Here is a 25909-nt window from a genome sequence, read left to right on the forward strand (position 1 = left end):
CGACTTTTTTTATCTTACATCCGAAAAACCCCACGGTTGTCATGTTTCATTAAATACATTAATATTCAATTCTTGGTAAATTTAGTTTTCTTTGTTCTGAAATGATTCTGATGAGAACGATAAAGATGACACAAATAAATAAAGCAAAGTTATGGCTGATTACCGATTGAAGGTATACATATAGAATTCCACCAATAATACATGGTAGGGCATAGATGTTTTCTCTAAAAATCATCGGAACTTGATTTGCAATCACATCACGTATCATTCCACCACCGACACCTGTCAATACTCCTAAGAATACAATGAAGAAGATATTTTGTGAATAACCATTTGCTATTCCAGCATCAATCCCTAATACAGTAAAAATTCCTAGACCTATGGCATCAGAAACTAAGAGAAGATTATTGTAGAAACGTGCTGCTTTAAAAATACTCAATGCTTCTCTTCTTGATTTAATTATTAGTGCTACAAGCATAGCTACTATTGATGCAATAATCGAAATAACTATAAAAAATGGTGATTTTAATGCTGTAGGAGGTGTTGCTCCTAAGAGTAAATCTCGAAATATCCCACCACCAACAGCTGTTATTACTGACATCACAAGAATACCAAAAATATCTAGTTTATGATTGATCCCCACCACGGTCCCCGAAATAGCGAATGCTACGGTTCCTAAAATTTCCAAAAATAAATAAAAACTGCTAATCACTTCCATATCCCTTTATACTTCACCTTAATAATCTTTTTAATACAATTTATTATACCTTATAATCCTCCAATATAAATAAAAAAGAGACTGATTTTCAACAGTCTCTTTTTCTTTAATCAACGCGACTAAAATTAGCAACATCTGCGCTGATATTTTCAATAAATTCTTCAAGCGGAATGACTTTTGTTTCTTTTGAGCCATAACGACGAATATTTACAGTTCCATCAGCTTGTTCTTGGTCTCCAATAACGATTTGATATGGAATTTTGTGTGTTTGTGATTGACGAATCTTCCAGCCCATTTTTTCATTGGCTTCATCGACAACAACGCGGAAGCCTTTATCTTGAAGTTCACGTTGAATTTTCCAAGCATAATCGGCATGAATTTCATTATTTACTGGAATAATGGTTGCTTGAGTTGGAGCGAGCCATGTTGGGAAAGCACCTTTATAAACTTCGATAAGGTAGGCAATGAAACGTTCAAGTGTTGAGATTACGCCACGGTGAATCATTACTGGGCGATGTTTTTCCCCGTCAGCACCGATATATGAAATGTCAAAGTTTTCAGGATTAAGGAAGTCCAACTGAATGGTTGAAAGTGTTTCTTCATTACCAAGCGCAGTTTTAACTTGAATGTCAAGTTTAGGACCGTAAAATGCTGCTTCTCCTTCTGCTTCAACGTAGTCAAGATTCATGTCATCCATTGTCGCTTTGAGCATTGCTTGAGATTTTTCCCACATTTCATCATCAGGGAAATATTTCACTGTATCTTTAGGGTCACGGTAGCTGAGTCGGAAGCTGTAATCATTGATTCCAAAGTCACGGTACATGTCCATAATCAATTGAAGAATTTTACTAAATTCTTCTTGAACTTGTTCTAACATGACGAAAGTATGACCATCATTCAAAGTCATTTCGCGGACACGTTGAAGTCCTGAGAGTGCTCCTGATTTTTCATAACGGTGCATCATCCCAAATTCAGCAATACGAATTGGGAGTTCACGATAAGAGTGAACGTGATGTTTATAGATAGCAATATGGCTCGGACAGTTCATTGGACGAAGTTCCATTTCTTCGCCATCACCCATATCCATTGGTGGATACATATCTTCATGGTAATGTTGCCAGTGACCTGATTGTTTATAAGTATTAAGGTTCATCATGACTGGTGTGATAACGTGTTGATAACCGTTTTTCACTTCTTGGTCAACAACAAAACGTTCAATAATTCGACGAATTGTTGCTCCAGCTGGGAGCCAGTAAGCAGTTCCCGCACCAAGTTCTGCGTCATTAAAGAACAAGTCAAGTTCGCGACCGAGTTTACGGTGGTCACGTTCTTTTGCTTCTTCACGAAGTTTAAGATTTTCTTCTAATTCTTCTTTTGTAAACCAAGCTGTACCGTAAATACGTTGCATCATCTTGTTATCAGAATTACCGCGCCAGTAAGCACCTGCAACGTTGAGAAGGTGGAAAAATTTGATGACACCAGTTGATGGAACGTGTGGGCCACGACAAAGGTCAGTATATTCACCTTGAGTATAGATAGTAAGTCCACCTTCGTCCTCATTGTGTTCTTCAATGAGTTCGAGTTTGTATGGATCATTTGCAAAAATTTCTTTTGCTTCTTCTTTGCTTACTTCTTTACGTTCTGATTTGAAGTTTTCTTTAACAATTTTCTTCATTTCAGCTTCGATTGTTGCCAAATCATCATTTGAAATTTGACCGGATTCGTTATCTGTATCGTAATAGAAACCATCTTGAATAGCTGGTCCAACACCCAAGTGAATATCAGGGAAATGGCGTTTTGCTGCTTGAGCAAAAAGGTGAGCAGCTGAATGTCGTAAAATTCCAAGTGCATCTTCATGGTCTGGTGTTACAATTTCAAAGTTGCTATCTTCATTGATTGCTCGAGTGGCATCAATTAATTTTCCGTTGACCTTACCTGCAAGTGTTTTTTTGGCAAGACTGGGTGAGATTGATTTAGCGATTTCAAATGTTGTTACGCCCGCCTCAAATTCTTTTACGTTACCGTCTGGAAATGTTATTTTAATCATTTTATGTGCCTTTCTTTAATCTTTTTTTAGTTGGAAATTACTGACAGAAAAATCCGATTGCTTGGGAGCAATGAATTACTTGTTAAAAGTCTTGTCAATAATTTATGGAAATAAAAAAACGCAAATCTTATCCTATAAAGGACGCGATCTGCGTGTTACCACCTTTGTTCTATTTACTGACAAAATTCGTTAAGCTCTTTCTAGCAATTATTGCTTACAAAAGTGCTCAATTTTTAGCTATAAAATTGCTGTCAGTAAATTTCTCTTCTTTGACGTAACGTGTCAGAGACGCTTTTCTGTTGTCCAAAAAAGAATTTAACTTACAAAAAGTATGTAAGTAATGAGTGGTATTTTTAGCTGCCATTTTCAGGCTCGCATCAACCGCCTGATTTCTTAGAAATTTTCACTAAAAACATGTCTCTTCTTATATTGTAAAGCTTGACCTAAAATTTGTCAAGAAGGAAATTATACTAAATAAAATTACTGACAGCCCAAAATTAAAAGTTCTGTCAGTAATTTTTACTGACGAGTAAAAAAGAACTCAATGAGTTCTTTTTATATTAATGTCTTTGCTCAATATTTTGCTTTGTTTTGTAAGCAAGAAAATCGCGTGCCACATCTTTATCAAAATCATTGAGTTGTTTTATCACTTGGTTTTGAATCGTTTCAATCTCAATTTTTTCAAAAGAGAGCTCAGCAATTACTTTTTCAACGACTTTTGTTACATTATTAGCAATCATATTGGCGTGGAGCGGTTTATCTTTGTATTTACCATTGATTGCAGCTTTGAATACTGCCGTTTGAATGCGGAAGCTATCCCAGTCAACGACATGTCCATTACGTTTGATAACTACTTTATTAACTAATTTTGCTTGCATCAATTTCTCCTTATTTTTTAATCTTCTTACAATACTATTATACCAAATTTTTCGGAATTATTTAAAAGTTTCGACGATTAATACGATATTGAGTAAAGTTACAAAAACTCCTGTTGCTAATAAGAGCCACTTTGTAAACCAAACATTTTTATATTTGCCCATTACTCTTTTAGAACTTGTCAAATAAATTTGCAAAAAGATAGTAATTGGTAATTGGATACTTAAGAAAACCTGTGAATAAATTAAAATATTAAAGGGCGAAGTCACAAAACTTAAAGCGCAAATGGCAATCGTTGCTCCAATTATTGTGATCAAAACACCTAATTTACTATGTGGGTCTTGTGCATCATAAGGTTCTGCAAAGATTCCTGCAAAAATTGACCCACCTGCCATTCCTGCTGTTACCGATGAGGCTACTCCTGCAAAAAGAAAAGCAATCGCAAAAATAATTGCAGCCACTGGACCAAGGAGAGGAACGAGCATTTCTTGTGCTTGATTAATTTCTGTTACAATTCGAGGGAAAAATAAAGCCGCAGCAATAATAATAATTGCAGAATTAATCACCCAGCCTAGAAACATTGAAAAAATTGTATCAAAGAACTCAAAACGCAATTGTCTTTCCATCACCGCTTCATCTTTTAAATTCCACTGACGACTTTGAATAACTTCCGAGTGTAAAAATAGATTATGTGGCATGACAACGGCCCCTAGGGCTGACATGATGATTGGCATTGATTTTGCATCAACAAAAGGAATAACCATTCCTTTTGCTGCTTGTCCCCAATTAATATGTGGAATAATAAAAATTTCTAGTAAAAGTGCAATCCCAATCAAACTTACAAAACCAATAATAACTTTTTCAATTTTAGGATATGAATTACTAAACAAAAACCAGATAACCAAACCAGCTGTTAAAATTGCTCCTACCACAATTGGTAATTTAAAGAGCATTTGTAAAGCTATGGCTCCACCCAAAATTTCAGCAACTGCTGTCGAAATAGAAGCTAAAACTCCCGTTCCCAAAACTATTCTACTGAGCCAGGGTCTAAGGTATTGGGTCGCATTTTCTGACAAACACTTTCCTGTGACAATCCCTAAGTGGGCCACATTATGCTGGAGAAAAGCCAACATAATTGTTGATAGTGTAATTACCCAAAGTAATTTATAACCAAATTGAGAACCCGCAGCAAGATTGGCAGCCCAATTTCCTGGATCTATAAATCCCACTGCAACAATCAATCCTGGTCCAACATACTTCAAAAAATCAAGGGCTGGATATTTTTTATCTTGTAAAAATCGCCTCATTTTTATCCTTTTCATTTTCACTTCCTTTTGGACAATTATAGCATGCAGCTTTTAAGAGTTCAACTTTACAAAATAAAAAACCGTCAGTAAATTTTACTGACGGTCATTAAAAATAATTGATTATTTGGCAACGATGAAACGGTCTGCATCATCCATGAAAGTTTTTTCGCCAGCAGGTGCTTCGATTGAACCAAATACAAGTTGTCCACGAAGTTTCCAGCTTTCTGGAAGATTCCATTCTTTAGCAACGGCTTCGTCAATCAATGGATTGTAGTGTTGCAAGTTAGCGCCTAAACCAAGTTCAGCAAGAGCAGTCCATACATTTACAGAAATAATTCCTGAACCTTGTTCTGACCAAACTGGGAAGTTATCTGCATAAAGAGCAAATTGTTCTTGAAGATTTTTTACAACTGCTTGGTCTTCAAAGAAAAGAATTGTACCAAAAGCAGCTTTAAATCCATCAAGTTTTGCACGTGTGTTATCCCAAGCTGATTCAGGAACACCTTGTGCTTCCATAGCTGCTTTAAGTTCTGGGGCAACAATTTCATCCCAAAGTTTATCTTGCGCATCACCTGTGAGAATCAAAAGACGTCCAGTTTGTGAATTGAAAGCTGTTGGTGAAAAACGTACAGCTTCTTTAATTGTTTCAATCACTTTTTCTTCATCTTGAACGTTTCTTCCAAGAGCGTAGATTGTGCGACGGTTTTCTAATGATTTAATGAATGACATAATAATTACTTCCTTTTTTGTTTTTATTGTTTACATATGTAATCTTACCAAATAAATTTACACTTGTAAACTATTTTGATTCAAAAAATTACTTTTTTTATAAAATAAAAAAAATCCCTATTTGAAATAGGGATAAATTTATTATTTAGTACCGAACAAACGGTCTCCAGCATCACCAAGACCTGGGACAATATAACCATGTTCATTAAGTTTTTCATCCAAAGCTGCAGTATAAATTTCAATATCTGGATGTGCTTCTTGGAGAGCTTTCACTCCTTCTGGTGCAGCAACAAGACAAACAAATTTAATATTTTCTGCCTTAGCATTTCGTTTTTTAAGAGAATCAACTGCTAAAATTGCTGAACCACCAGTCGCAAGCATTGGGTCAACAAGGAAAATTTGACGGTCAGCAATATCTGCTGGAAGTTTCACTAAATATTCAACTGGTTTAAGTGTTTCTTCGTCACGATACATTCCGATATGCCCTACACGAGCAGCTGGAATCAATTTCAAAATTCCGTCTACCATCCCAATACCAGCACGTAAGATTGGTACAATCGCTAATTTTTTACCTGCGATTTGTTTAACCGTCGTTTTTTGAACGGGTGTTTCGATTTCGACATCTTCAAGGGGTAAATCTCTTGATACTTCGTAGGCCATAAGCATTCCAATTTCATCAACAAGTTCACGGAATTCTTTTGTCGATGCCTCTTTACGACGCAAGATTGAGAGTTTGTGTTGAATCAATGGATGTTCTACGACTTGAAATTTTGACATTTTGATTTTCCTTTCGCTAGATCCCTTTGCTAAGCAAAGTTCAGATTTGTAAACTGCCTTTAAAAGGCAATTTTGCTAATTTTAGGCAAAATTTTTTAGAGCCTAGCAAGCTCGCTATTCTCTAAAAGCATTTTTTCTATTTTACCACTTTTTTGGTCTTTTTGGGAGGAATAAGATGAAATTTAAAAAAATTTAAATTTTTCGTCTTTTATTCTTTATTTTTTCTTAATTATCATATTTTTTCAAGACCATTTTAATTAAAAATGGTGCTAATATAGTTGCTAAAATAATCACGATAACCAGCTCCGAATAAACTTCATCTGTGATAATGGCACTCGTCAGACCAATTTGAGCCACAATCAGGGCCATTTCCCCTCGTGAAATCATTCCTGTTCCAATCAACATACTCTCACCAGTGCTTAATTTACTTGTTTTTCCAACAAAATAGGCGGGGATAAATTTCGTCAAAATTGCTAAAAGGGTAAAGAGTAAAATTATCCAAGGATGATGAATTAAACTATCGAATTGAACAGATATGGCGATAAGTACAAAGAATACTGGGATAAAAATAACATAACCGATTGCTGAAGTATATTCTTCAATCTTATGACTTACTTCTGTTTGTGAAATAGCAAGTCCTGCAAAGAAACTACCTATTACCGCTGACATTCCTACGCTATCAGCAAGTAGACTTAATCCCAAACAAATAATCAAGGCAACAATCGTATTTTTGTTGGCAATGGGTAGTTTTTGGACGAATTTCCAAAATCTTGGAATAAGCTTATGCACAAGAAATAAAAAGGCAAAAAAGAGAAGTTCAAGCAAAAATTGGAAGAAAAGATGAGAACCAGAACCACCATTTTTAAAACTAGTAAAAATTGATAAAATCAATACAGCTAAAATATCATCAACAACTGCTGCTCCTAGAATAATCGAACCTGCACGTGTACTGAGCTTACCATATTCTTGCAAGACTTCAACCGTAATCGACACTGAGGTCGCAGCAAAAACAATTCCATAAAAGAAACTAGTCGATATTCCGTAACCAAAGCCAAAAGCAACAAGTCCAAAGGCAATTAATGGTACAATCACACCACCAACTGCAACGAGCATTGATGCTTTAAAATTTTTCTTTAGAACAGTTAAATCACTCTCAATTCCTGCTAAGAACATGAGTAAGATAACTCCAATCTCAGACATCACTTCTAGAACATGACCGCTATGAACCAAGCCTAAAACTGATGGAGCAATCAAAATCCCAACAAGCATTTGTCCAACGACAGCTGGAATTTTAAGGCGTCTTGAAACAAGAGTAGCAATTAAAGAGGCAATTAAAACAATTGTGAGTTGTAAAATATCATTCATAAGTTGATTTTAACATATTTTTCATTCTTAAAAACACATTTTCGACTAAAAACCTTAAATTTTGAATGTTTCTACGAGTCGTTTGCTTGCTTCTTCAATCAATGAGAATGGTGCAGCAGCATTTAATCTGGCATGCGCTTGCCCGGCTTTTCCAAAACTTATTCCTTTATTTAAAATCACACCTGCCTCTTCTGCTAATTTTTCATCCAATCCCTTATCTTCTAATTGATATTCAGAAAAATCAAGCCAAATTAAATAGGTTCCTTGAGGTTTCATTACTTTGATTTTTGTTTTTTGATGAAGTTCTGACTCAATATAAGTGATATTTTTTTCAAGCACATTTTTGAGTTCATTTAACCATTCACTTCCATTTTCATAAGCAACTTTGGTGGCTAGCATTCCTAAAGTGCTAATTTCTTGTTGATTATTTGCTAGTCTTCTTTGCAAGTATTTTTCACGTAAATCTTGGTTTTCGATAATTGCATAAGCGCATTTCACGCCAGCAATGTTAAAACTTTTAGTGGCTGAAGATAAAACAACTGAAAAATCTTTGAAGTCTTCTGAAAGAGTGTTAAAGGTCTGGTGCTGATGACCAAACAATGTTAAATCTTGATGAATTTCATCAGAAACGACAATCACATTATGCTTTTTACAAATTTGGCCAAGTTTTATCAGTTCTTCTTTCATCCACACGCGCCCACCAGGATTGTGGGGGTTACAAAGAATATATAATTTCACGGAATTTTCAACAATTTCTTTTTCAAAAACTTCAAAATCAATTAAAAATTCCCCGTTTTTTTCAATCAGTTTATTTTCAATTAGCTTTCGATTATTTAGCTTAACTGTTCTGGCAAACGGGGGATAAACAGGTGTGTTTATTAAAACAGCATCATTTTCTTTGGTTAATGCTTGAATGGCCAGACCAATTCCTGGAACAACTCCTTCAACCAAAATTAAAGCTTCTTTAGAAAAGTCATACTGATGTTGATTTTTTTCCCAATTTTGAATGCTTTTAATTAAATCTTCTTCAACATAGGCATATCCATAAACTCCATAGTCTGCGTAATCATGGATACTTTGTTTTATTTCTGGTAAGGCAAGAAAATCCATATCAGCCACCCACAATGGAAGTTTATGAGGATTCTCTTTTATTTCTTGCCATTTTACAGAATTGTGGTCAAGTCGATTTGGAATGGTTGTAAAATCATATTTTGTCATTTTTATACTCTCTTTTTTCTTTTTGTCATAGGATAGCTGTCACTGCTTTAGCAGTTTACAGATCTGCTAGTAGTTCCATCAGTAAAAAATTTACTGACAGAACATATTTTAGCACTTATGGATATTCTAATCGTTTCATCATAGGATAGCCGTTGGCGCTTCGCCCTGTCGACAAGTGCTTTAGCACTTAGTTGGAATGGACAGCGTAGTGCGTAGCATGTAGATAGCACTTACAGATATGCTAGCTTGTTCATCAGTAATTTTTTAATTTTCTAAAGCTTCTTTGAGATCTTCTATTAAATCGCGAACATCTTCTATCCCGATTGAAAGACGAAGCAAATCATCTGTTAAACCATAACTTTCTCTAATCTCATGTGGAATATCATGGTGAGTTTGCGCTGTTGGATAAGTGATTAAAGATTCAACACCTCCTAAGCTTTCAGCAAAGGTAAAAACGCTCAAGTGATTTAAAATATCAGGAATTTTGTTTTTGTCAGTAACTTTTAGAGAAATCATGCCACCTAATCCTGGGTAAAGTACTTCTTTTACTGATGGAAGTTTTTTTAGGAAAGTCACAATTTTTTGGGCATTTTTAGTTGCCCTCTCCATTCTGAGGCTTAAAGTTTTCAGGCCTCGCATGACAAGATAACTGTCAAACGGAGAAAGAACTGCTCCAGTAGTATTGAGCTGATATAATAATCTTTCATAAAGTTCTTCATCATAAACAATGACCGCTCCAGCCAAGACGTCATTATGTCCTGATAAATATTTTGTTGCCGAATGAATCACTAAATCCGCACCCAATTCTAATGGTTTTTGATAAATTGGGGTAAAAAAAGTATTGTCAACAATCACTTTTGCATGAAATGCCTGTGCTTTATTGGCGATTTTTTCAATATTATATTTAACCATCATTGGATTTGTCGGTGTTTCAATATAAACAATATCAGTATTTTCATCTATTAGCTCAAGCATTTCTTTTTCGCTTTTAGCATAGGAAAAGTAAAATCGCCCCTCTTTTTCTTGTTCATCAAACCAGCGAAATGAACCTCCATACAAATCTCGACTGGCAACAATTTTTGAACCGATTGGAAAAACTGAAAAGGCCAAGACAATTGCAGCCATTCCTGACGAAGTTGCTAGAGCAAATTGTCCTGATTCAATTGAAGCAAGGGCTTCTTCCAAGGTTGCTCTTGTTGGATTTTTGGTTCTGGTGTAATCAAAGCCAGTCGATTGGCCAAATTCTGGATGTTGATAGGTCGTTGAAAAATGCAAAGGACTGACTAAAGCTCCCGTTGCCTCATCTTGATGAATTCCGACTTGCGCCAATAAAGTATCTAATCTTTTATCCATAAGTTTCCTCGTTTTTTAACTCATTATTTTTTACTTTTGCTCTTTTTGATTAAAATCATAATTTTCTTCATTCAAATGTTGACTCAGACGCTCTCCTAGATAAGGCGTTCCTTGATAAACCGCATAATTCAACCAATTTGAAAAAAAGAGGGAAGCTGCTGAAGCCCAAGTACTTTTGGGCTTATTTTTATCATCATTTTCTGGAAAATAATTTTGGGGAAGATTGGGTTTCAGTCCTTCTTCTTTATCTCTCTCATATTCCCAAGCTAAAGTTTCACGGTCATATTCTAAATGGCCAAAAAGGTAAATTTCACGCAAATTTTTCTTCGCTAAAATTGAAAATCCGGTTTCTTTAGAGCTTGACAAGACTTCCAAATCAGGTACTTTTTTTATTTCTGATGGATTTGATTGGGTATATCGCGATTGTGGATAATTAAAAAAATCATCAAATCCTCTAAATAATGGATTTTTAGGTTGCTCTACTGAGCTTTTGTAAATACCACACAATTTTTGCGGAAGATTTTCTTTAGTTACACCATAGCGAGCATAAAGTGCCGCTTGTGCCCCCCAACAAATATGCAGACTTGAATAGACATGGCTTTTAGACCAGTCAATAATTTTCAAAAGCTCACTCCAATAGTCCACTTCTTCAAAGTTTAACTGCTCAACCGGAGCTCCTGTGACAATTAATCCGTCGTAATATTGACTCTTAATCTCAGAAAAAGATTTATAGAAGGAATCTAAATGCCCTTGTTTCGTATTTTTAAAATCATGAGAAGTCATATATAAAAAGTCAACATTAATTTGTAATGGAGTGTTCGATAGTAATCGTAGAATTTGTCTTTCAGTTATTAATTTACGCGGCATGAGATTGACCACCAGCAAATTTAAAGGGCGAATATTTTGATTCTTCGCTCGTTCATCATTCATAACAAAAATATTATCCGCTCGCAAATCATCAATTGCGGGCAGACCTTCAATCACTTTTACCGGCATAAATCACTCAACTTTCAAATAGAATTAGACTCAATTATAGCCCTTCGTGATTTTTTTGCAATAGTCTCGCATTTTAATTCTGTGATGGTCTAATTTAAAATTTTTAATCTTATAATAAAACTTGCCTATGGCAAGTCTCATTTTGTATTTTTTTATTTATTTATAATTCGAGCAATGATTTTATCATAGATTACTCTCATTTCTTTTTCTGAGGATTTTTCGGAAAATTTTTCTAGGGGAATCCAGGCTAATCCCTCTGTTTCAGCTGTATTCTTTTGAAGTGAATCACTTTCCTTTGCTTCAAATAAAAAAGTAACATTAAGATGAATATGAGCACTGACATAACCATATTTTCTGTGATGATGTCCAAAAACAGGTAAGGCTTCAATTGAAATTGGCTTTTCTGAAAGTTTTTTGAAAGATCGCAGTCCCGTTTCTTCTTGAACTTCTTTTACCGCTACAGCTAATAAGTCAGCATTGCCATCAGCATGGCCGCCTACCCAACCCCAACTTTGATAAATCTTATGATAAATTCCTAAAATTTTATCATGACTTTCATTCAAAACAAATGCACTTGCTGTAAAATGTGCAATAGAAGACCGATTCAAATTTTTTTCATCAGCTGCAAAATCTTGAAAAACTTTAAAATCTGTTTTTTCTTGCTGGCCTTCTGGTACAAAATTCTCTAATAATTTTTCTATTTGATTTTTCATTTTTCACCTCACAAAATTATTACAATGATACTCATTAAAATTAAAGAAATAAACATGGATAAACTTATTGTCAATCCAGCTAAGGCCTTATCATTTCCAAGTTCTATAGCCTGAATCATATGTAAAAAGGACATTGGGCAAAAGAAGATTAATAAAAGAATTTCTTTTATTATGGCTGGAAATGGAAGGAAAAAATAAACCAAACTAGCTAAAATAAAAGCTAGTAAATAGCGCCAAGTCAATATTTTTAAGACAAGTTTTAATTTTCCCTTTGGCAGACGAAATTCCATAAAAAGCCCAATCGTAAAGATAGATAAAAGGGTATTAGCATTTGCTAAAGGGCGAATTGGAATTAGCCATTCATCCGGAAAAGATAGGCCGAAAATTGCTAAAATAAACATAAAAATATAAACAACAAAGGGTGGATTACGAAATAAGACGCCAAATATTTCTTGTAAGATAAAGCCGTGTTTTTTTCTGTCACTTGAAAGTTCAACAATTGCTTGAGTAGTCCCTGTCACCATTAATGAGTTTCCCATGTCAAACATGGCAAGAAATGGAATTGCCGCTGGAAAAAAACTAGAAACAAAAGGAATTGAAAAATTTCCGATATTATAACCTGACAAATCAAACATAAAAAGTCCACGTTCTTCAACAGTAGCTTTTCGCCCAATAAATTTTCCTAGAAAAACTAAAAGAAGATTGGAAAAAAGTCCCATAAACATCAAGATAAAAAAAATATTAGAGAGTTTTGTATGATTGACTCCAATTAAAATTGTTGCTGGCAAGGTCAGATAAACAACCATTTTTGAAGTTAATGCTCCGTCTTTTTGATGAAGAATTCTAATTTTCTTTAGTAGGAGAGCTAAAAATAAAACAAGCATGATACTCAAGGCGTTGAGAAGAATTGTGGTCATTATTTTACTTTCTGTCAGTCGTTTTTTATTCTGTCAGTAATTTTGTAACTCCTAAGTTTACTGACAGCCTATCTCAATTAATTCTAGCATTTTTTTATGCAAAAACTCCCGTAAAAATACGAGAGTCTTTTTTGATTATTTAATTTCAATGGTATATTCACAAGAAAATTTTCCTTCTGGTGCCAATTGATTGATTCCAAACTTGTTGGTAATATCTCCATCAGTATTTTCATCATCTGCAATTCCACACCAAGGTTCGATACAAACAAAGGGTGCTTCATTTGGATAAGGTGACCATAAACCAAAATAAGGCATATTTTTCCATGTTAGGCTGACTCCGTGGTCATCTAATTTATTGGTCAATGAAACTTTCATCTCCTTTGATGAGGTATAAACTAAAGCATCTTTATCAAAAAGTGCTCTTGTTAACGGAAGTTGACTGACTTGACTTTCAACTCTTTCATCTAGTTTCAAAGTTCCTGACGGTGGATCAAGTGGAATAAATGTCCGCTTTTCATCTGGTGAAATTGTTAATTGGTAATCTTCAAAAGTTCCATTTTTTAAAGGAACATTGAAAGCTGGGTGAGCCCCAACGCCAAAAGACATGAATTTTTCATCTTCATTTTTCACTTCATAACGAACTCTAATTTTATTGTCTACTAGTTTATAAGAAACACGGAAAACAAAATGAAAGGGATAATGATTTAAGCTATCTTCATTGTCACGAAGTTCAAAAACAAGTTCATCAGCTGATTTCTTAATTAATTCAAAGTCATTATCACGTGCAAAACCGTGTCCGCCCATTTTATAAGTTTTGTCATTATAGCGATATTCCCCATTTTTCAATTTCCCTACGATTGGAAAGAGAACTGGAGCATGACGGCCCCAAAATTTTGCATCTGCTTGCCACAAATATTCAATATCATCATGTTGAATAGAATGCATTTCTGCTCCAAAAGTATCCACAACAACATTTAAGTGGTCATTTTTCAAAGTGTAATTCATAAAAAACTCCTTATATTTTTTAACTTCCTCTATTTTACCATTTTTACTGACAAAAATTTCTGTCAGTAAAAAAACGTACGCCACAGTTCAGAATGTTGACAAGTACTTTCCACAAAAAATCAAAAATTAAATTATGACTCAAATGACTGTGTAAATAGACAAAAGAGGAGCCCCTTGGGCTCCCCTTTTAACAATCCACTCGACTGCAAGAGTGGAGAGCCTAGCATGAAGTGCGAAGCTGTTCCACACCAAATTGCTCAAATTTAGGTGCAAAACAGCTTTTTTATTCACTTGAACCATGCGCCACGGTTTAATCTTTTCTTGGTTTATAAAAATTACGATTAGATAAAGCCCAAACGCGTTGACTAAATTGACCTGGGTCAAGCGTTTGAGTCGCCGTAGTCATCATCATCATATTGGCATCCATAACATCAATTTGATGAATCATTTCTGCTTCCATAATTTGCGGACGAACAGGGCTACCATATTCCAACTCACCATGATGACTCAACAAACAATGACGAAGCATTAATAAATCTTCATTGTCATCATCAAAGCCAAGTTCAATGGCGGCTTTACTCACTTCTTCATCAATCAAAACAATGTGCCCAAGTAAATTTCCGCGCAAAGTATAAGAAGTATTTTCCGCACCTGTAAACTCTAAACATTTTGCCATATCATGCAGTAAGACACCGGCAAACATCAAATTTTCGTTGAGTTGTGGATAAACTTCGCAAACTTTTTCTGCTAATTGAAGCATGGTGGTTGTATGGAAAGCAAGACCTCCTTCAAAAGCATGGTGATTAGTTTTTGCAGCAGGAAATTCATAAAATTCTTTATCAAATTTTTTCAAAATCGTCCGTACAATTCGATTTAAAGTCGCATTTTCAATACGAAAGACGATTGATTGAACATATTCACGTAGATCTTTTTCTTGAACAGGTGAACTTTCTCGGTAATCATGAGGTTGATTGGGTTCACTATCTGTCGCCAAACGTAATTGTATTTTATTGACTTGAGGCATTCCATTATAAAGTTCTTTGAGAGCCTTCATATGTACGACACGTCCAGCTCTAAATTGTTCAACCGCCTTAGGATTGGCATCCCAAATATTTCCGTTGATTGTTCCTGTTCGGTCTTGAAAACTTAAAGCTAAAAAGTCTTTTCCTGCACGAGTTTGACGTAATTCAACTGATTTAATCAGATAAAACCCTTCAAAAAATTCGCCAATTTCTAAGTTTTTAATGAGCACCATGTTTTCTCCTTTGAAATGTAAGCCCGACTCTTTAGGTGACCTAGCCAAGCGATATAAAATATTTACTACTTTGTCAATTTAAATCCAAAAGTTTGCTGCTTTCACTATCATCTATCCGGTCAATGTTCGTCAGCGCTTTTTTCATGACATTTGTTCTTGTCGTAATCAGATTATTAATTTCTTTTTCTGATTGCTGAATTTTTTGTTGAACTTTTTTCAATGAATCCTCAAATTTATCAAACTCTGTTTTAACAGCTCCTAGCATTTCATAAACTTCAGCTGATTTTTGTTCGATTTGCAAAGTTTTAAAGCCCATTTGCAAACTATTTAAGACGGCGGTCATCGTTGTTGGCCCTGTAACATTGATCTTATAGTCACGGCTGATTTGCTCGTAAAGTTCAGGATTATTGACCACTTCCATAAACAGACCTTCAGTTGGTAAAAACATAATGGCAAAATCTGTTGTTTTTGGCGGAACAATATATTTTTCGCTAATTGATTTAGCTTGAGCTTTGATGGCATTAAATAATGCTTTTCTTGTCTTATCAATTTCCAGAATGTCATTGGATTCCAAAGCCATTTGTAATCGTTGATAATCTTCCATCGGGAATTTTGAGTCAATTGGTAATAAAAGCTCTGAATCATCAGATTTTCCAGGTAAAATCAAAGCATAATCAACTGCATTGCCCCCTTGGATATTGACTTGTTCACGGTATTGACTACTTGTAAACATTTGCTCTAAAATTCGGCCTAACTGAATTTCACCAACAATCCCACGTGTTTTAACACCGGTCATTACCTTTTGTAGGCTGTCCACATCGCTGGCAAGATTTCTCATTTCGCCCAAGCCCTCTTCCACATTTTTCAAATGTAAAGTTACCTGTTCAAAGGATTGCGAAATTCTGCGATTTAATGTTTCTTGCAATTTTTCATCGACCGTTTCTTGAATCTGACTCAATCTTTTATCATTTGAATCTTGTAATTCTTTAAATTTATGGTCAAATTTGGCGGTAATTGACTCTGTCAGTTCTGACAGTTTACTAACCGTTCTATCAGTAGATTCTACCAAACTTACAGAAATTTTTTCTAATTTTTGCTCATTTGAGTTTTGTAAATCTTTAAACTGCCAATCAAACTTACTATTGATATTTTCTGTCAGTGCCGAGAAATCATTATTGACCGAACGTAAACTACTAGAAAGTTCCTGTCTATTTTGCGCAAGTTGCTGGTTAATATCTGAGCGCATTTCCGATAAATTTTGATTAAGATAATTTAACTGATGACTCGTATTTCCTTTGTCAGTTTTTTTGAAAAAATTGGCAAGGGACAGTAAAATCAAAAGTATAAGTAATATAATAATTATGACTTCCATCTTGATTTTTTATTTTCCTACTTTTTCTAAAATTTCTTTAACTACAAGTTCTAGATTTTGTTGATTATTAATTTTTTCACTATCTGGTAGTGTATCAAAAAATGTCAGTTCTTCTTCTAAATGACATAAGCCCCATTTTTTTAAAGCATCATTTCTTAAATTAAGACGCCTTATTAGTTCCTCTTTAGAAACTTCAAGTAAAAACCGATGAACTTCGATATTTCGCACTTCTAGTGATTTAAAAATCTCCTCAAAACAAAACTTCATATGTAGGGTCATTGGTACAATAATGGTTCCTGAATATTCTCTATTTAACTTTTCAAGAATCTGAACATTCCAAGTCCGCCATTCTTGATATTTTTGGAAATCATCTTTTTGAATTTCTTTTGGCAAATTTTTTCTAAAAAAATCTCCGATTTCCTCTGGATCATAAATCCACGAGGGAAAAATACGTTCATGCAAGAGTTCAGCAATAGTTGTCTTTCCCGAACCATATGCACCATTTAACCAAATAATCATAGTTTTTCCATTAGTTCTTCTTTTAATTTACTAATATTTACTTCAACTTCACCATTAAAAATAAATGACCCTGCAACAAAAACATTAGCTCCGGCAGCTTTAGCAACTTTAATTGTTTGGTCATCAATTCCACCATCAACTTCGATTTCAAAATCAAGCTTTTTATCAGCTCGAATTTGAGCGAGTTCACGAACTTTATCCATCATTTCAGGAATAAATTTTTGACCTCCAAAACCAGGATTGACTGTCATTACTAAGACCATATCCACAAGTGGTAAAACAGTTTTAATCGCCTCTACAGGAGTTCCAGGATTAATAACTACCGAAGCTTTCATGCCGGCATTCTTAATTTTTTGAAGTGCTCCGTGAATATGATGAGTTGCTTCAACATGAATACTCATGCTATCAGCTCCTGCCTTTGCAAAATCCTCCACATATTTTTCAGGATTTTCAACCATCATGTGAACATCGAAAAATAAATGAGTTTGTGCGCGAAGTGCCGAAACAACGCCAGCTCCAAAGGTTAAATTATCCACAAAATGTCCGTCCATTACGTCAATATGTACAAGGTCAGCTCCAGCAGATTCTAAACGTTTCACATCTCTTGCAAAATTTCCAAAGTCTGCTGACAAAATTGATGGAGCAATTTTATTTTTCATTTCTATCCTCTCTCTAAATAACTTGAATTAGTAATTTATCTTTTGAAACTAAAAACACTTATTCACCACTATTTTCTGATGAATCATCATGAAGTTCTTCTTTAATAATTGTTTTCCAAGATTCACCCTCACGTTTGTGCTCTACAACGGTTGCCGCACGAACTCCAAGCATAATTGCTAAGCCTAAAGCAATGACGGTCAAGAGATTCATCACAAAGGCCAGACTTCCACTTTTGAAGACAAACATTTCTAAAATTTGGCAAATAAGCGCAAAAATAACCGCTAAAAAGGCTTCTGTTTTCAATCGTTTTTTCATTTTTCTTTGTCCTGTGAACTCTCTAAATCTTTTTTATCCTCTTTGGGCTGATTAGTTAATCCAAAAAAGACACGGTTTAACCAAAAAATAACAAAGAAAGTTGCAATAACCAAGAGGATAAATACAATAATCATCATTGTTTTTGACAAATCATTTTTAAAATAAATCGCTAAAATCCATGCTAAAACAAGGGCAAAAAAACCAGCTTGTTTCAACCAAATATTATCTTTAGCCCTGTTTTTTTCGTTTTTTCTCATAAGTTTCCCTCGTGTGATTAATTTCATCTAAAATCTGTAAATAATTATCATAGCGGCTCTCTAAAATTTCATGATTTTCTAGTGCCAGCTTAACTGCACAGCTGGGTTCATGCGTATGTGTACATTCGCGAAACTTGCAATCATGACTGATTCTTAAAATTTCAGGAAAAGCAGCATTCAAATCCGGCTGATTTGTCACTTCATAGTCTAGACTAGAAAATCCCGGTGTGTCAGCAATTAAGCCACCAGCCAATTCAAAAAATTCAACATGACGTGTCGTATGACGCCCACGCCCCAGTTTTTCTGAAGTTTCTCCCGTTGCCAGTTGCATTTCTGGTGCAATTTTATTTAGCAAAGTAGTCTTACCAGCGCCAGTTTGACCCATAAAGACAGTTACTTTTCCCGCTAAATTACTGACCAAATGCTCAGCATCAAAAAAAACATCATAACCAATTTGTTCATAATCACTTTTTATCTGTTCATAATCTGTCAGCTGATTAAAAGTTTTTTTATTCTTATCTGAGCCTTCCTGCATCTCTGTCAGTAAATCCAACTTAGAAATGTAAATCATCGGGTGAATATTTTTATGCTCTAAAAAAACCAAAAAGCGGTCTAATAAATTCAAACTAAAATTTGGGCTCACTGTTGACATAATAATCACAGCTTGATCAATATTAGCAATAGATGGTCGAATTAAAGAATTTTTTCGCTCACCAATTTTTAAAATATAACCTTCTGAATTTTCCTCAGTAGAAAATTCAACAAAATCTCCCACAACAGGTTTCATTCCTTTTTTTCTGAAATTACCACGCGCACGCGTCTGATAAACTTCACCTTCTGATTCTACATCATAAAAGCCTGCCAAAGATTTGACAATACGTCCATTTTTTATCATGTTCTCATTATACCAAAAAAAGGCTTAACTGTAAGCCTTTCATTATTTTTTAAAGTTTATTAACTCAAAACAGTGATTTGAATATTTTTCCGTCCCCAAGCAATTGCTTGGTCATTAGTTGGAAAATGGACATCAATGATATTCCCAATAATTGCTCCCCCAGTATCACCAGCAATTGCAATTCCATATCCTGGAACTTCAACAAGAGAATTCAAAGGAATAACACTTGGGTCAACCGCAATACAAATTGGATTTTTACTTAAATCAATTCCCGTTGCTGTAATCCCATTTAAAGCATAAGCCGTTGCTTCTACATTTAAAGTACGACCACCAGAAGGAGTAGTTGGAGGGGTTGGTTTTGGTGGATCTGGCAGTGGCGAAGGATTTGAGCTCTTATTTTTGTCTGTTTCCGCTTTAGCTTTAACCTCAGCTACCGATTTAGCCAATGCTTCATCGCGAGCTTTTTGTTCTGCTGCTGCTTTTTCTTGCATTTCACTCAAAAGTTGTTTATTAGAACTAATTTTATCCTTAAGCGATGAAATACTACTTTGCAAGCTATCTACTTGTCCTTGATAGTCATTTTGGTTTTTCACAAGAGATTCTTGCGTTTCTTCCAATTTAACTTTCATTGTTTTAAGTGAAGCTTCTTTTTCTATCAAAGATTTAGCTTGGTCAGCCTCGGCTGTCAAAACTACATTCAGATTGGTCAAACGTGTAATCATCTCTGAGAGATTTTTTGATGACGCAACGACATCAATATATGAGAACGTAGCCCCACCATTTGATTGTACTGCTCGCATTTGTTTTGCGACAGAAGCCTTGAGTTGAACAATATCATTTTCAGTTTCAGCAATTTTGCTTTCATATTCTGTGATTTTGCTCTTTGACTGCTTAACTTTTTCTTGAGCTTCTTGCGCTTGACTATAAATCTTATTTGCCTGCGCTAATTTGCTATCGAGTTCTGTTTGGAAGTTTGTAAGTTCTTGGTTGACTTCCGTTTGAGAGCTCTCAGCATTTACCTTTGTTACTCCTAAGAGATTAGATGGTAGTACTGACAAAATCATCAGTAAAGCTCCCACAAGTATTCCAACTTGTTTTATTTTTTTAGGAATTAAATTCTTCATACTTTGTCTATTCTAACATATCCCCTCAGGATTTTAATTGCAATATCTTTACTAAGATTAACATAATTTTAAAATAAATACAAAACGATACTTCCACAAAAGCTTCTTGATTTACTGAAAGCAAATTTTCATTCACTTCTTTATTATTTATTTACAAAAAAATCTCTATCAGTAAAATACCAATAGAGATTTTTACTGACAGTTTTTTTGTCAGTACTTTTTCAAATTAACGGATTTCTATATCCAATTTTTCCACAAGATTTTTTGTAATTTTATTGACCGCAGCCGTAATTTCATCATCTGTCATTGTATTTTCAACAGGTTGGAAAGTGAGACTGTAAGCCATTGATTTCTTACCAGCCGGTAAGTTTTTGCCTTGATAAATATCAAATAACTCAACTTGGCTAAGTGTTTTGACACGACTTGATTTAATGACAGAAACAATTTGTGCATGTGTCACTTCAGCATCAATCAAAAGTGCGATATCACGGTGAACCGCTTGAACTTTCGGAATGTCAGTAAAGATAGTTTGAGCTGGTAATTCTTCAAGCATCACTTGCATATCAAGACCAGCAACATAAGTTTCTGCAATGTCGTATTTTTTAGCTGTCGCCGGATGAATTTGTCCTACAAAACCAGCCACACGACCATTAATTTTAATGACAGCAGTCCGTCCTGGGTGCATCGCTGCTTGATTATTGCTTGGAATAAATTCTACTTCTTTGTATGCTTCAAGAAGGTTTTCCACAATTCCCTTAGCATAGTAGAAATCAACAGGAACAGCTTGCCCATTATATGATTTATCCACAACATTTCCAGAAATAGCAAAAGCAAGGTTTGGTACTTCTATCGGACGAATATCATCTGGATTTGGTAAGAAAATATTGCCAATTTCATAAATTGCCACATCAGCATTTTTACGATTCTGATTGTAATTTACAATATCCAAAAGTCCTGGAATCATGTTTGCACGAAGTGTTTGACGATCTTCGGTCATTGGCATCATAAGCGTTGTTGTTTCAAGCTGACCCACAAATTCAGTTGCTTTTTCTGGAGTTACAAGCGAATAACCAATAACTTCATTAAGCCCTGAACTTTCAAGACCTGTTCGCACTGTACGACGGAATTTTTGCATTTGAGTCAACTCACCAGCATTTTGTGAGGAAGGCAAAGTACTTGGCAAATTATCATAGCCATAAATACGAGCTACTTCTTCAACTAAATCAGCTTCAATATGAATATCCCAACGACGTGATGGAATTTCACAAGTAAATTTTTCACCGTCAACTTCAACCCCAAAGCCAAGTTGAACAAAAATTTTCTCCACAGTCTCAAGAGATAAATCTGTTCCCAAAGCACTATTAACGCGACTCAAAGTAATTGATACTTTTGGCAAAAGAGGTTGATAATCATTTGATTCAACAACGCCTGAAAGAACTTTTCCGCCAGCCAATTCAACTATCATTGCTGCTGCAAAATCAAGTGCCTCACGAACCGTTCCTTCATTAATTCCTTTTTCAAAACGACTTGATGCTTCCGAACGCAAAGCAAATTTTTGAGAAGTTTTACGAATTGAAGTCCCATCAAATAGAGCCGCTTCAAGGGCAACACTTGTTGTTTCGTCAGTAATTTCACTATCAGCGCCACCCATAACACCACCAAGCGCTACAGGAAGTCCATTTGCGGTAACCACAATATCAGAATCATCTAATTCACGTTCAACATGGTCTAAGGTTGTCATTTTTTCACCAGCCTTAGCTTGACGAACCAAAATTTCATCAGAACCAAATTTAGCAAAATCAAAACTATGCAAAGGTTGACCAAAAGCCATCAAAACATAATTCGTCACATCCACTACATTGTTGATTGGTTTCACACCAGCATTCATCAAACGGTTTTGCAACCATTGTGGTGATTTAGCAATCTTAACCCCTTCAATCAAACGAATTTTATATGTTGGAACCTTATCTGTTTCAACTTTTACTGCAATTTTACTTGCTGCTGATTCAGAAGCTTCTACTAAATCTTTCTTTTCTAATTGAACTGGTAAACCATAAATAGCACCAACTTCCCAAGCTGCCCCATGCATTGACAAAGCATCCGCACGGTTTGGTGTAATTGATAATTCAATGATTTCATCATCCATATCAAGATAAGAGAAAATACTATCACCAACTTTAGCATCCGCTGGCATTTCAAAAATACCATCCTCATGCTTCATTGGATTAATTTTTTCATCAATCCCAATTTCATCAAGCGCACAGAGCATCCCGAGAGATTCAACTCCTCGAATTTTACCTTTTTTGATTTTATAATTATCAGCAATTCGAGCACCCACAAGTGCTACAATTACTTTCATACCCACACGAACATTTGGCGCACCACAAACAATTTGCAATGATTCTTCAGCTCCAACATTCACTTGTGTGATGTGTAAGTGTGTGTCAGGAATATCTTCACTTGATAAAATTTCTCCCACAACAAGTTTTGACAAACCTTCCATTGGACTTGTCACGCCTTCAACCTCAATCCCAGACGTTGACATCTTTTGTTCTAATTCAGCCGATGTCGCTCTAAGATTAGGCACCAACTCTTTTAACCATTTATATGATACTTGCATTTTATTTCACTTTCTATTCACAGTCTTTTGACCTTTTTATTTTCCAAATTGCTCTAAGAATCGTACATCTCCTTGATAGAATCCACGAATATCATTGATTCCATAACGGAGCATCGCAATACGTTCTTGACCAAGCCCGAAAGCAAAACCAGAATAAACTGAAGAATCTAAACCAGACATTTCAAGCACATTGGGATGGACCATACCTGCACCAAGAATTTCAATCCAGCCGGTATGTTTGCAGACGTTACAGCCTTTTCCGCCACATTTGAAACAAGAAATATCAACCTCAACAGAAGGTTCAGTAAATGGGAAATAACTTGGACGCCAGCGTAATTCACGGTCTTGACCAAACATTTTTTTCATGACAAGGTCAAGCGTTCCTTTAAGGTCCGCCATTGTGATATTTTTATCTACAACCAAACCTTCAATTTGATGAAATTGGTGGCTGTGAGTGGCATCATCTGTATCACGACGATAAACACGACCAGGAGCAATCATGCGTAAACCACCTTTAGAGAAATCATGAGCATCCATTGTCCGAGCTTGCATAGGTGAAGTATGCGTACGAAGTAAAACTTCATTAGTGATATAGAAGGTATCTTGCATATCACGAGCTGGATGATCTTTTGGAAGATTCATTCGCTCAAAATTATAATGGTCCGTTTCCACTTCATAGCCATCAACAATTTCATAACCCATTCCAAGGAAAATTTCTTCAATTTCTTCTTGCGTTTGAGTTAAGATATGGCGACTTCCTTTTTTCTGAGCTTTTCCTGGCAAAGTCACATCCAAAGTTTCTGATTCTAAAGCGGCATTCATTACTGCTTGTTCAATTTCCACTTTTTTAGCTTCAAATTTTGCCCCAAACTCATCACGAAAAGCATTGGCAAGTGCGCCAATAACTGGACGTTCTTCATTAGTTAGGTCTTTCATCCCTTTCAGAATTTCAGTCAATTCACCCTTTTTACCAAGCATCACAGTTCTTAAATTATTCAGTGTTTTTTCATCAGCAACAGAGAGTAAGTCAGACAAAGTCCGCTTGCGAAGGTCTTCAATTTTTTCTTGTAAGTTCATTTTTATCCTTTCAACTTATGAAAAATATATATTTGTTATTAAAAAGAGATTTGAGTCAGATTTAATAGAAAATAAAAAATACCACAACTCTCATCTCCAAAGGAGCGAAAGCCGCGGTACCATCCTATTTTATCACTTAATTTAATTATTTAATTCACACAAAAGCCTACCTTTTAGACTATCACTCTAAATGATAGATTAAAAATAGCTTTCTTTAGTAAGGTGAACTTCAATTGCAATTCCATATTGTGGCTTTCAGTCGGTGACCACAATTCCCTCAAATTTCATAGACAATCTACTCTTCTTACATCTATGCTTAATTTTATCACTTTCATAAGATTTGTCAACTTTAAGAAAGTGTATTTTTTTATCTTGACAAAACAAAAAACGTATTTTATAATAAATATATATTTAAAACATGTTTATAAAACATGTTTAGAAAGAAGAAATTTAATGAAAACATTTAAAAGCTTAGAAGATTTTGTCGGAACACACTTTATCTATACCTATGATAATGGTTGGGAATATGAACTTTACGTCAAAAACGACCATACCATTGATTACCGTATCCATGGCGGAATGGTCGCTGGCCGCTGGGTCAAAGACCAAGAAGTTTCATTAGTGATGTTAACCGAAGGGATTTATAAAATTACATGGACAGAACCTACTGGTACTGATGTTGCCTTAGATTTTCTTCCAAATGAAGGAAAATTACATGGTATGATTTTCTTCCCGAAATGGGTAGAAGAACACCCAGAAATCACTGTCTGCTTCCAAAATGATTTTATTGACTTAATGCATGAATCTCGCGAAAAATATGAAACTTATCCTAAATATTTAGTCCCAGAATTTGCAAAAATCACTTATGCTGCTGAAGCAGGCAAAGATAATGACGAAGTCGTCGCACAAGCTCCTTACAAAGAAATGACAAATGATATTCGTAACGGAAAATACTTTGACCAAAATTATAAAATGATTAAGCATTAATTTTCAAGTCAAAAATAATAAAGAAGAGACAAATAATATTTAATTTGTCTCTTCTTTATTTGAGAAATCAATAGAATACCAGCTTATCAACATTAAATAATTATCAATTTAGATTTCCTTAAATTTCGTTATATATAATAGAATAGACAGTTTGAAAAGTGACTGTTTATATAATCACCTAAACACATTTATCCTTGTCAAATAACAATTTATAAAAAAATAAAGTGACCTGAATACACTTGATTTGATATCAAAACTCTGTTAAAATACACTGTTAAAAATTGCACCGCCGTGCGTAAAATTGAGAACCATGACTGAGCACTTATTTAGTGCTTTTTTATTATGCTCAAAGAGGGACTTGAACCCTCACGGTTTAATAACCAACGGATTTTAAGTCCGCAGCGTCTGCCAATTCCGCCATTCGAGCAAATCTCCGCCTAGACACTAAACGGAGACACTATTATTATAGCATAGTATGAACTTAATACATTATAAGTAAACGCATACAAAAAAACTTGACTATGATTAATTTTTCTGATATTATTACTTTCGTAGGTAAAAGATTTGGCTTATCCATTTCTTGGAATACGTTTACATTCCGCTAGCGCTGGGTTAGCGGTCTTTTTATATTTTAAAAAGCCGCTCCGAAGAGCAGCTTAACTCTAGAAATAGGATGAAATCCCACAATCATCCCGCCTATATTATAACATAATATCATTGACAATTGTTCATAAAATTGATAATATTATAAAAGTTATTGCAAGTTAATCTAGTTTTATACTATATTATTCATACCTTGCTCTAATC

The 25909-nt window shown here is 34.9% G+C and carries 24 protein-coding genes and 1 tRNA gene; 1 reads left to right on the top strand and 24 read right to left on the bottom strand.

Translation table 11 applies throughout. From position 1 onward, the window contains the following. Positions 1-58: 58 nt before the first annotated feature. The 23 genes from AB6B24_RS11435 to pheS form a co-directional block, all read right to left on the bottom strand. The gene (locus tag AB6B24_RS11435) at positions 59-718 is read right to left on the bottom strand and encodes a trimeric intracellular cation channel family protein (RefSeq protein ID WP_311804193.1); all 660 of its coding nucleotides are present in this window, start codon (positions 716-718) and stop codon (positions 59-61) included. Between the two features lie 106 nt (positions 719-824). Beyond that, positions 825-2765, bottom strand: a complete 1941-nt coding sequence (thrS, locus tag AB6B24_RS11440; RefSeq protein ID WP_311804194.1) for a threonine--tRNA ligase — start codon at positions 2763-2765, stop codon at positions 825-827. A 560-nt stretch (positions 2766-3325) separates the two neighbouring features. After that, a complete protein-coding gene (locus AB6B24_RS11445; protein ID WP_004254946.1) occupies positions 3326-3643 on the bottom strand; it encodes an ATP cone domain-containing protein in 318 nt (105 codons plus the stop codon). A 57-nt stretch (positions 3644-3700) separates the two neighbouring features. After that, complete coding sequence (locus AB6B24_RS11450) at positions 3701-4963, bottom strand: Nramp family divalent metal transporter (RefSeq protein WP_047206840.1); 1263 nt, start codon at positions 4961-4963, stop codon at positions 3701-3703. 105 nt (positions 4964-5068) lie between these two features. Then, positions 5069-5677 (bottom strand): nitroreductase family protein, encoded by a 609-nt coding sequence (locus AB6B24_RS11455; RefSeq protein ID WP_010906194.1) that lies wholly within the window; start codon positions 5675-5677, stop codon positions 5069-5071. A 141-nt stretch (positions 5678-5818) separates the two neighbouring features. Beyond that, on the bottom strand, positions 5819-6454 hold the full coding sequence (upp, locus tag AB6B24_RS11460) for a uracil phosphoribosyltransferase (RefSeq protein ID WP_011835873.1): 636 nt from the start codon (positions 6452-6454) through the stop codon (positions 5819-5821). A 225-nt stretch (positions 6455-6679) separates the two neighbouring features. Beyond that, positions 6680-7819 (bottom strand): cation:proton antiporter, encoded by a 1140-nt coding sequence (locus AB6B24_RS11465; protein ID WP_311804195.1) that lies wholly within the window; start codon positions 7817-7819, stop codon positions 6680-6682. Between the two features lie 54 nt (positions 7820-7873). After that, positions 7874-9037 (bottom strand): MalY/PatB family protein, encoded by a 1164-nt coding sequence (locus AB6B24_RS11470; protein WP_311804196.1) that lies wholly within the window; start codon positions 9035-9037, stop codon positions 7874-7876. A 264-nt stretch (positions 9038-9301) separates the two neighbouring features. Further along, a complete protein-coding gene (locus AB6B24_RS11475; protein WP_311804198.1) occupies positions 9302-10390 on the bottom strand; it encodes a cystathionine gamma-synthase in 1089 nt (362 codons plus the stop codon). Positions 10391-10420: 30 nt separating this feature from the next. Beyond that, the gene (metA, locus tag AB6B24_RS11480) at positions 10421-11386 is read right to left on the bottom strand and encodes a homoserine O-succinyltransferase (RefSeq protein ID WP_015427061.1); all 966 of its coding nucleotides are present in this window, start codon (positions 11384-11386) and stop codon (positions 10421-10423) included. Positions 11387-11538: 152 nt separating this feature from the next. Next, positions 11539-12099 carry an NUDIX hydrolase gene (locus tag AB6B24_RS11485; RefSeq protein ID WP_058218973.1) on the bottom strand — a complete coding sequence of 187 codons (561 nt, stop codon included), beginning with the start codon at positions 12097-12099 and terminating at the stop codon, positions 11539-11541. A gap of 8 nt (positions 12100-12107) precedes the next feature. Next, positions 12108-13016, bottom strand: coding sequence for an AEC family transporter (locus AB6B24_RS11490; protein WP_311805730.1), 909 nt, complete (start codon positions 13014-13016; stop codon positions 12108-12110). A 135-nt stretch (positions 13017-13151) separates the two neighbouring features. After that, a complete protein-coding gene (locus AB6B24_RS11495; protein ID WP_004254893.1) occupies positions 13152-14021 on the bottom strand; it encodes an aldose 1-epimerase family protein in 870 nt (289 codons plus the stop codon). Between the two features lie 310 nt (positions 14022-14331). Further along, a complete protein-coding gene (locus AB6B24_RS11500) occupies positions 14332-15276 on the bottom strand; it encodes a 3'-5' exoribonuclease YhaM family protein (RefSeq protein WP_004254890.1) in 945 nt (314 codons plus the stop codon). Positions 15277-15349: 73 nt separating this feature from the next. Continuing rightward, positions 15350-16648 (bottom strand): DNA recombination protein RmuC, encoded by a 1299-nt coding sequence (rmuC, locus tag AB6B24_RS11505; RefSeq protein ID WP_311802937.1) that lies wholly within the window; start codon positions 16646-16648, stop codon positions 15350-15352. A 9-nt stretch (positions 16649-16657) separates the two neighbouring features. Then, positions 16658-17167: an AAA family ATPase gene (locus AB6B24_RS11510; RefSeq protein ID WP_311806844.1), complete on the bottom strand. Its 510-nt coding sequence runs from the start codon at positions 17165-17167 to the stop codon at positions 16658-16660. Further along, the gene (rpe, locus tag AB6B24_RS11515) at positions 17164-17826 is read right to left on the bottom strand and encodes a ribulose-phosphate 3-epimerase (RefSeq protein WP_311804201.1); all 663 of its coding nucleotides are present in this window, start codon (positions 17824-17826) and stop codon (positions 17164-17166) included. The genes AB6B24_RS11510 and rpe overlap by 4 nt, the downstream gene beginning before the upstream one ends. A 58-nt stretch (positions 17827-17884) precedes the next feature. Continuing rightward, positions 17885-18142: a hypothetical protein gene (locus tag AB6B24_RS11520; protein ID WP_250354482.1), complete on the bottom strand. Its 258-nt coding sequence runs from the start codon at positions 18140-18142 to the stop codon at positions 17885-17887. Next, positions 18139-18399 (bottom strand): hypothetical protein, encoded by a 261-nt coding sequence (locus AB6B24_RS11525; protein WP_012898465.1) that lies wholly within the window; start codon positions 18397-18399, stop codon positions 18139-18141. The genes AB6B24_RS11520 and AB6B24_RS11525 overlap by 4 nt, the downstream gene beginning before the upstream one ends. Further along, entirely contained in the window at positions 18371-19294 is a 924-nt protein-coding gene (gene rsgA / locus AB6B24_RS11530) for a ribosome small subunit-dependent GTPase A (protein WP_004254873.1), read from the bottom strand. The genes AB6B24_RS11525 and rsgA overlap by 29 nt, the downstream gene beginning before the upstream one ends. A 59-nt stretch (positions 19295-19353) precedes the next feature. After that, a complete protein-coding gene (locus AB6B24_RS11535) occupies positions 19354-20418 on the bottom strand; it encodes a 3D domain-containing protein (RefSeq protein WP_195935839.1) in 1065 nt (354 codons plus the stop codon). A 226-nt stretch (positions 20419-20644) separates the two neighbouring features. Beyond that, positions 20645-23038 (bottom strand): phenylalanine--tRNA ligase subunit beta, encoded by a 2394-nt coding sequence (pheT, locus tag AB6B24_RS11540; RefSeq protein ID WP_058218978.1) that lies wholly within the window; start codon positions 23036-23038, stop codon positions 20645-20647. A 36-nt stretch (positions 23039-23074) separates the two neighbouring features. Continuing rightward, a complete protein-coding gene (gene pheS / locus AB6B24_RS11545; RefSeq protein ID WP_004254858.1) occupies positions 23075-24115 on the bottom strand; it encodes a phenylalanine--tRNA ligase subunit alpha in 1041 nt (346 codons plus the stop codon). Positions 24116-24568: 453 nt separating this feature from the next. On the opposite strand from pheS, the gene AB6B24_RS11550 reads away from it, so the two are divergent. Further along, positions 24569-25102, top strand: a complete 534-nt coding sequence (locus tag AB6B24_RS11550; RefSeq protein WP_029344419.1) for a phenolic acid decarboxylase — start codon at positions 24569-24571, stop codon at positions 25100-25102. Between the two features lie 343 nt (positions 25103-25445). Here AB6B24_RS11550 and AB6B24_RS11555 read toward each other — a convergent pair. Then, a tRNA-Leu gene (locus AB6B24_RS11555) sits at positions 25446-25529 on the bottom strand. Between the last annotated feature and the right edge of the window lie 380 nt (positions 25530-25909).

Source organism: Lactococcus sp. AK05, assembly GCF_041026685.1.
Classification (GTDB): domain Bacteria; phylum Bacillota; class Bacilli; order Lactobacillales; family Streptococcaceae; genus Lactococcus; species Lactococcus lactis.